This is a genomic window from uncultured Deefgea sp. (genome assembly GCF_947072475.1).
Taxonomy (GTDB): domain Bacteria; phylum Pseudomonadota; class Gammaproteobacteria; order Burkholderiales; family Chitinibacteraceae; genus Deefgea.
Genome location: NZ_CAMTIA010000036.1, coordinates 21,144 through 29,223 on the forward strand (window position 1 = coordinate 21,144; position 8,080 = coordinate 29,223).

At 52.6% G+C, this 8,080-nt stretch carries 7 protein-coding genes; all 7 read right to left on the reverse strand.

Features of this window, described 5'->3' with window-relative positions; translation table 11 throughout:
• Window positions 1–5 precede the first annotated feature (5 nt).
• The 7 genes from Q0V82_RS11560 to Q0V82_RS11590 all read right to left on the reverse strand — a co-directional run bounded on the left by Q0V82_RS11560 (window position 6) and on the right by Q0V82_RS11590 (window position 7,916).
• Window positions 6–1,103 carry a glycosyltransferase gene (locus Q0V82_RS11560; protein WP_297575868.1) on the reverse strand — a complete coding sequence of 366 codons (1,098 nt, stop codon included), beginning with the start codon at window positions 1,101–1,103 and terminating at the stop codon, window positions 6–8.
• A complete protein-coding gene (locus Q0V82_RS11565) occupies window positions 1,100–2,110 on the reverse strand; it encodes a glycosyltransferase family 2 protein (RefSeq protein WP_297575870.1) in 1,011 nt (336 codons plus the stop codon). Before Q0V82_RS11565 ends, Q0V82_RS11560 begins: the two co-directional genes overlap by 4 nt.
• Entirely contained in the window at window positions 2,110–3,411 is a 1,302-nt protein-coding gene (locus tag Q0V82_RS11570) for an oligosaccharide flippase family protein (protein ID WP_297575873.1), read from the reverse strand. The genes Q0V82_RS11565 and Q0V82_RS11570 overlap by 1 nt, the downstream gene beginning before the upstream one ends.
• Window positions 3,412–3,546: 135 nt before the next feature.
• On the reverse strand, window positions 3,547–5,193 hold the full coding sequence (locus Q0V82_RS11575) for a methyl-accepting chemotaxis protein (RefSeq protein WP_297575875.1): 1,647 nt from the start codon (window positions 5,191–5,193) through the stop codon (window positions 3,547–3,549).
• A gap of 85 nt (window positions 5,194–5,278) precedes the next feature.
• A complete protein-coding gene (locus Q0V82_RS11580) occupies window positions 5,279–5,581 on the reverse strand; it encodes a hypothetical protein (protein ID WP_297575877.1) in 303 nt (100 codons plus the stop codon).
• Window positions 5,582–5,814: 233 nt separating this feature from the next.
• On the reverse strand, window positions 5,815–6,399 hold the full coding sequence (locus Q0V82_RS11585) for a hypothetical protein (protein ID WP_297575879.1): 585 nt from the start codon (window positions 6,397–6,399) through the stop codon (window positions 5,815–5,817).
• Window positions 6,396–7,916, reverse strand: a complete 1,521-nt coding sequence (locus Q0V82_RS11590) for a hypothetical protein (RefSeq protein WP_297575881.1) — start codon at window positions 7,914–7,916, stop codon at window positions 6,396–6,398. Before Q0V82_RS11590 ends, Q0V82_RS11585 begins: the two co-directional genes overlap by 4 nt.
• Window positions 7,917–8,080: the final 164 nt, after the last annotated feature.

Consider the following 8,080-nt stretch of genomic DNA (forward strand, 5'->3'; position numbering starts at 1 on the left):
ACCGCTCAAGCGTCGGGATGCTCAGTCAGCAGCGCCTGCCAGCGATCAATCAGCGCGTCCTGCGAATAGCATTTCGCGCGCTGCTTGAGCCATTCACTTAACTCGGCGGCGTGCGTTTGCTGCGCAATGATTAAATCGGCCAGCGCTGCGCCGCTGGCGTCAGCAACGACAAATTCATCGCGCCGTTCGGCAAACAGCTCATACACCCCACCGGCATTGGTGCTCGCCAGCAGCACGCCCATCGGCATGGACTCGAGCACCACCAAAGGGCAGCCTTCAAAACCCGACGTCAGCAATAAAACATCAGCGCTCGCTAGATAATCGCTGACATTATCTTGCCGCCCAACTAAGGTGATTTGCCCGCTCAAACGCCGCTCAGCTGCGACGGCGAGCAGCCAAGTCTCGAGCGGGCCATCGCCAACAACAGTCAGATGCGCGGCGACGTTTTTGGCATTGAGCGCCGCCAGCGTATCCAGCCACAAGTGCGGCTGCTTTTCAGTCGCAATTCGGCCAATAAACACCAAGCGCAATGGCGCAAGCTCAGCGCGCGGCACGGCGCTCGGCATTGCTTGTGCGGCATCGACAAAATTGGGCAGCACTTGCCATGTGGCTTTGGCGGTACAGCTCAGCCAGCGCGCCATTGAATCTTTGGCGTGATTAGACACAAACAGCAATTCATCCAACTGCCGATACACAAACTGGCATGCAGTGCGATGCACTGGGTTCATTTTGGCAAACTGATCGAGTTCAAAAAACGGCCCATGCACCCAAGCCATTACCCGTTTGTTTAAACCCAGCGTTGCCGCATACGTCATATACAGCGGCAGTAAAAATGTCCCGGCAATCACCACATCCTGCTCGCGAGCCACGCGGCGCGCGGCGCGCCAACCGGCCAGCCAAGTCCACGGTTTGAGCGGCTGCCACACGCTAGAAAGATCGACCACTTGCACTTGGCTAATTCGTGAAGTCCATAAATTACGATTACCGCCCAGCAGCACCAGCGTCACCGTGAAACCGCGTGCGACTAACGCTTCACCGACCAAGACCGCGCAGCGCTCAACGCCACCCAAACCCAAATCACGTAAAAAAATGGCGATTTTCATGCTTGCACTCGTTTGATGATTTGCCACACGCGATCACTGATCAGCATACGGCATAATTGTTTATGCCACTTTTTGGCTTCTGACTGGGGTATGGGTAGCTTAGCCTTGATAGAAAAAGCGTCAAAGCATATACCCAGACTCACGCCTTGCGTGCGCTGCAAAGCATCTAACCAAGCCTCGGCCAGCGCGGGTTGGCTAGCCGGAGAAAACTGCGCGATTTGCAATAACATCGCAAATACACTGCGACACTCGCTCACTGTTAGTACACGAGCCGGTTCTAGCAGCTCAGCCCATTCGCTCGCTACGGCTTGCAAGGGCAAAGGTAGCGCTTGCCTCGCGTAATTAAGGCGAATTTTCTGCGCGGTGGCGCGCAGTTGCTGTTTTTTAGCCTGCGTAATTTGCCCAGCATGACAGCGATAATCGAGCAGCACCGCTGGCACGCCAGTAAACACCGCGCCTTGCAAGGCCAAACGGCACCAGAGGGCGTAGTCTTCGGCGTGAATCGCGCCCGCGTCGTAACCCGCGTCTTTGACTAAACTGGCGCGCAACATCACTGTGGGATGCGCCAGCGTTGAATTAAACAGCAAGCCAGTTTTAATGCTGGCATCGGTGCTTTGCGTTTGCCATTCCCCCGAGCGATCGCCAATAAAGCGCACCCAAGTACCACAAACATCAGCGCCGGTTTGGGCCAAGCGCGCCAATTGCATTTCAAGCCGCTGTGGCCAGCAAATATCATCGGCGTCGATGCGCGCCAGCCATTGCCCTTGCGCCAAAGCAATCGCTTCGTTCAACGTGGCGATCAAGCCGCGATTTTCGCGGCTGATCACCTTAAAGCGCGAATCGCTCGCCGCAGCTTGCTGCAATAAAGCCCAAGTGCCATCCGTAGAGCCATCATCAATCGCAATACATTCCCATTGGGTATAGGTTTGGGCGGCAATTGAATCAAGGGTTTGCTGCAGATACACCTCGGAATTAAAACAAGGCAACAGAAAAGAAACCAAACTCATCAAGGATTTGTCCTTATTGCATTAGCTTGGCGAAAAATCGGTCGCGCGCGCCACCAAAAAGCCAGCACGATAAACAATTCCACACACAACACACTTTGCGCCGCACGCACGCCGCCTTGCGCCGAACCGGGCACCCACCAGCACATCAAGATCACATTCAGTATCCCTGCGACCACCAACACGCGGCTGAAATAACCTTCATGGCCAAACACCAGCAAGGTTTGCTGCCCATACACCAAAGACAAAGCGCCCAGCAAAATCACCGGTGCAAACCACAGCATCACCGTTTGTGAGTCGCTTAACGCCAAAAAAGCCTTAGATAAAGAAAAATCAGCGCCAAACCACGCCACGCTAATCGGCGTCAGTAGCGGCAAAAATAGCGCTAGCATCAAAGCCATACTCAATCCCACTGCGCCTTGAATCAAAAACGCTTTGCGAATTAAACGCACGGCTGCGGGCTGATCGGTGGCCGCCAATTGAGCAATCCGGGGATAAGTCGCTTGCACCAAGGGGCCGATTAAACCTTGGGCGATATACACCAGCTTGCTGGCCGCTGCAAACAAGCCCACTTGCACTGGGGTCGAAAATAAACCGAGTAATACCGTGGTTGATGTGGTGTAGAGACTGGTTGAAATCGCCGACAGAAAAAACGGCCAGCTGGCTCTGAGCGCGGTTTTAAGCTCGGAATAATGAATCCTCACCCACTCGGGTTTAGCCACGCCCCAGCCGGTTAACCACCAGACCACGCCGGCCAAAATTTGCGGTGTCGCTTGTAAAATCACCGCCAACACGATGTCATTGGGGCCACTCACCCATAGCAATAAAAAGCCCAAGGTCAGCGCACGCGCCACCACCATTAAGCCCGAAGCGAGCTGCAGTTTTTCAAAACCTTGGAAATACCAAATTGGGAACAACACCGAGCTGAGGATATACAGCTGGCTCCACAAGAAAACCTCAGAATGCGCTTGCCAGCTACCCACAGTAAAAGTCAGCAGCAATAAAATCAGGCTCGACACCAGCATCAGCCCCAATTTAGCCCAAGTCACCCGCCAAAAAATCCGCGCCGCAGCTTTGGGGTCATCGCGCACCTGCGCCACATCGCGCACTGCCGATAAATTAAAACCGAAATCGGTGAGCAAAACGCCGTATTGAATCGCCGCAAAGGCGTAGTTCATTACGCCAAAGCCTTCGGTGCCCAATTGCACCAACAAAAACGGGAAGGTCACAAAAGACACGACATAATTAAGGCCCTGTACCAAGTACAAGGCCATAATATTAGAACGCAAACGCGTATCAAACACTCACTACCCCTTCGCCGCTATCGCGCTCAAACGCAATCAATGCCGGCATTTTACGCTAGCCATAAAAAAACGCTGTAACACCATGTTTACAGCGTTTTTGACCGCGCAAGCGGTTCAATACTGGGATCGGTGGCGCTAAAACAAAGTCATATCATCGCTATCACTACCGTTGCCGACTTTAAAATACGCCGTATCGTCGTGCAAAGCCTCAGCCACTTGCTTGATATTGCCGCTGGTGATCGCCACCGATTGCGCGGCGGCGGAATGATCAAGGCTGGAGTGCGAGATTTTCTCGACTGAATCGGCAATATCGTCGGTATTGCGGCTAATTTCTTCTAAAGCATCGTGAATTTGCGCCATGTCTTTACTGGCAGTGATTGAGGCAGTTAAAACCTGCTGCATTTCTGATTGCGCTACGCCAATCAAACTCATGCCCGAGCCAACGCGATCGACGCTTTGCTTGATGGTTGTCATGATTTCATCGGTCATGGCGCCAATACCGGCAATCATCTCGCCGATGGAGCGTGCCGAACCGGCGGTGCGATCGGCCAGTTTGCGCACTTCATCGGCCACCACGGCAAAACCGCGCCCGGCTTCACCAGCACGCGCGGCCTCAATGGCGGCATTTAAAGCCAATAAATTAGTTTGATCAGCGACTTCGCGAATCGTAGTGACAATTAAATTAATTTCACTCATTTGCACATGCAACTGGCCAATATGCTGCGCCGACATTGTGACGCTTTGCTCGACGCTTAATACCTCATGCGTCACCTCTTGCAACACCCGTGTGGTTTTCATCGCCGCCTCGCCGGTTGCTGCAACTTGGCCAAACGCCTCCGTCGCTTGCTTGGCCATACTGCCCATGGTGCTAGCGAGCTGATCGACATTGGCAGAAATTTGCTTGGCATTTTGACTTTGCGCTTCACTTGAGAGCGATAAATGCTGGGCTTGATCCGTTAATTGCTCAGCACTGCCCAATAACATCGCGGTCTGTCCGTTCAAGCTAGAAATCACATCCGTCCAACGTCCACGCATACGCGATAGCGTCGCCAGCAAGCTAGTTTGATCGCCGGCTTTCACCTGCACGATATACGTTAAATCACCTTGCTCTAAATAATGTGCCGCCTCATTACCGACTGAGGGTTCGCCACCCAATATTTTCATAATAAAGCGATACAGGCATATACCCCCAAGGCTTACAATCACAACCAAGAGTAAGCTGGTACTTAAACCCAACCAAAAAATCGCTGCGATTTTAGCATCCACCGTGTTAACGGTCGTACTTTGCAAAGCGCTTACTTTGAGTTGTAATTGATCAGTCAGCGCTTGCGCCGCTTCTGATTGCGCCTCAAAACCAGTTTGCGGCGCTTTCATCAAGCCATTGCCTGCTGCTCGATCTTGCCCATAGGCGGCGACCATTTGCAGCCCTGTTGCATACAAACGCTGCGCTTGTAGTTTCAGTAAATCGCCCTGAGTTTGCATGTCTGGGGCCAATTGGCTCATTGCGGTAATATTATTTACTGCGCTATCGAGTGATTTTTTAGCCTCATCGATGCCGTCAGGGTCTTGAGTTGCCGCAGCGTCGGTAATAAATTGCTGAATTTGCATCACAGCGAACTTCACTTGCACCAGATGCCCAACCAAGGGGTCGATGACCTGGTGCTCGTACTGCCGTAAAGCTTGCAATTGATTCAAAAAAACCAACAGCAGCACAATTTGCAAAAGCACGGTGCTAATGACAATGGCAACAAACGTGATCAATAAAGGCTTAATGTTTTTCATCGCTCATCCCAGTCAACAACACATCAAAATGATGCTTTCCTTATTCAAGCACTACCAAGCTGAAATAAACATGACAATTGTTTGATTATTTTCTGACATCGACCACAGAGCCAGGCTTAGCTCCCGCTGGCACAGATGCAATTTTCCCATCCAACCATTGCACTTTACCGCGCGGGCCGATCAATTCGCCGTTAAAACGCCGTAGTTGCTGCGCCGCAGGCATTGCTGCAACTGGCGCACTCGTTTGCAATTGCTGTCGTTGTTCTGGCGTATAAAATAATCGCCCCCAGTCGGCCTGTACCGACATGGCCCAACACAGCAGTAGCAATACGCTGTATTTGGCTTTGTTCAGATTATGTGTTGATGATTTTAAGTGCCTGCGGCACATTGTTTTACAGTCGCAGTCCGCGACGGGGACCCCAACTCTTTGTCCGCCAAAGAGTTGGGGGAAAAGAAGGCGATTTTGATCTCGCCCAGCTCCGCTGTGCCCTCGATTGTCGTGAGCCAAACGATAAAACCGTTTGTCTCCCTCCGCACTCGGTGCGCTTGGACGGGGTTTAAAGCCCCAGCTCGACGAGCGCGGCACAGCATCTACAAAAAATCTCAACATTGCCCTGTATTTCATCTTGGCTCCGTTGCCAGTGCTTGAATCGTTAGCCATAGATAATCACAGTTCAAGGCAATGCCACTGGGCTGGGCCAAGCGCATTTCGCAGCGCGCCGGTGCAATCAAGCCCGGCTGCTGCTCAAGCCAAAGCGAAAAACTCGACAGCGCGTCTTCATCGCGCAATCGCAATTCAATATTGAGCGGACTGGCAAAGGTTTGTAAGTTCGCGATTGGGGCCGCCGCGAGCCAAGGCTGTGGCGCGTGTAATTGAAACTGTAATTGCTGTTGTGGATGCTGTTGTCGATACCGCGCCAATGCCTGCAAATGCTCAGCTTGCTGCTCAGTGCCGATTATTTGCTGGGCCAGCAGACGATTAAATGGCGCTTGATATTGCGCAATAGTTTGCCACGCCTGCTGGCGCTGCTGCACTTGCTGACGCCGCTGATCTAAAGTCTGCTGCAAGCGCTCTTGCTGGTATTGGCTCCAATGCCAATACCGCTGAGCACCCCAGAGCAATACCCCAGCCACCAGCAGCGCAGCAAACAAGCAGCATACGGCCAAGCACAGCGATTTTTCCAACGGCCAGAGCGCTCGCTTCATGGCGCCGCCGGTGGCGGATTGGCCAAGGTCAATTGCAAGACAAAATCCATCGGCCAAGGCGCAGCAGATTCGGCAGATTCATCCGCGCTGGCGCTCGTGCGCGCTTCAATTGGGCCGGGCAGCAGCGCCACTTTGGCATTGGGCCAGCGCTGCAATTGGGCGACTAATTGCTCAATTTGCTGCCACGCTTGCTGCTCCGTCGCCAAAGGGCTGGCGCGCAAAGTCACTTTGATCTGCTGCGCGCGCAGTGGCAACGTTGGATCCGTGCTGGCGAGTAAGCCTGCCGTGCCGGTTTGCCAATGAAAATTGAGTAATTGCAGCTGCGAAAACGCTGCCAACACCTGACTAAAGCGCTGCGCGGCCTCTGTTGCACTGGGCCAGTTGGCAAGGTCTCGCTGATACAGCTGTACCGCAGCTTGCATGTGCACAGGATCAATGCGCTGACTCAAGGGCTGTAGGGCGGCCAATTGCTGGGTTTCATGCTCAATTTGCTGCTGTAAACTCGGCCATTGCGCTTGTATTTTTTGACCTTGCCATAGCGCCAAACCCAGCAGTATTGCCGCCAAAGCCACAATGAAAAAGGCGCACAGCTTAATACGCCTTGCCAATTGCCTTGAGCGCGCTAAACGCAGCACCGCAGGTGGCGCATATTGATTCGGTACATTGAGCTGCAATAAAGCCGCCAGCAGCACATCCAACCAACTTAAACCGCCGGTGGGTAATTGCAGTTTTTGCTGCAAAAAAGCCAAGTCCACTTGCAAATCGAGCGTTAACTCATCACCACCAACATCGCTATTGGCGGCAATTTGCCGTAATGCTTGGCTCATGCTGACGTCAAACAAGGCCCAAACGGGCAATACTTCGTCATGCGCCAAGACGCGCATTGTCGTTAAATACTGCCGAGCACGATGCGCCTGCTCAATAATGGCTTGCGCTTGCGCCGATAAATTCGGCGTTACATCCAGATGACCCAAACGAGAGAACTGCAAGGTGCTGTCGACAAAATAGCTTTGCCGCAACGTCTCGGGTGTTGAGCGCGACATAATTAATAAATGCGGACAATCCAAGCGTAATTTTTTTAATAGATTTTCTGTCAACAGCGCCACAGAATACACGCCGGCAATCGCGCAGTTTGCCGTCAGTAAAGTGCTGATTAAAGCGTCGAGCGGCGCTTCATTTAATAAAGCCGATAGCTGCAGTTGATCTTGCTGACCCGCTTGATGCAAGACCCGTCCATAGCGATACGTCGTACCGCGATAGCGTTGCTCTAATTTACGCGCAATCAAGCGCTGCTGATCGTGACGCGCCAAATGCGGAATGACTTCTTGCTGAAAGTCTTCCTCGCCCAAATCAGTCAACACATAAAATAAACCGTGCTGCTGCGCCAGCGAAAATTGCGCCAAGCTCGCCCGGCCTGCGGCGTCATGATTAAAATGCGCCAAAGGCCGCGCGCCTTGGTTTGAAGCGCACAGCGCGGCGGTATAGCTGGGCGTTAAAAGTAACACAATGCGTTTCATCGGATTTGACTCAAGGAATCAAAAATCGGCAACAAGATCGCCGACATCATCCATGCCAGCAGCAAGCCTAAAATCACCGTTAGCATCGGCTCGAGCAGCGTTTGCGCTTGCGCGACGGCCAATTTAATATCGCGCTGATAAAAATACGCCACATTATCTAAGGC

Coding starts and splice junctions, on each gene's coding strand:
- Q0V82_RS11575 (WP_297575875.1), bottom strand. CDS start 5,193: ATGAAAAACATTAAGCCTTTATTGATCACGTTTGTTGCCATTGTCATT.
- Q0V82_RS11580 (WP_297575877.1), bottom strand. CDS start 5,581: ATGTGCCGCAGGCACTTAAAATCATCAACACATAATCTGAACAAAGCC.
- Q0V82_RS11585 (WP_297575879.1), bottom strand. CDS start 6,399: ATGAAGCGAGCGCTCTGGCCGTTGGAAAAATCGCTGTGCTTGGCCGTA.
- Q0V82_RS11565 (WP_297575870.1), bottom strand. CDS start 2,110: ATGAGTTTGGTTTCTTTTCTGTTGCCTTGTTTTAATTCCGAGGTGTAT.
- Q0V82_RS11590 (WP_297575881.1), bottom strand. CDS start 7,916: ATGAAACGCATTGTGTTACTTTTAACGCCCAGCTATACCGCCGCGCTG.
- Q0V82_RS11560 (WP_297575868.1), bottom strand. CDS start 1,103: ATGAAAATCGCCATTTTTTTACGTGATTTGGGTTTGGGTGGCGTTGAG.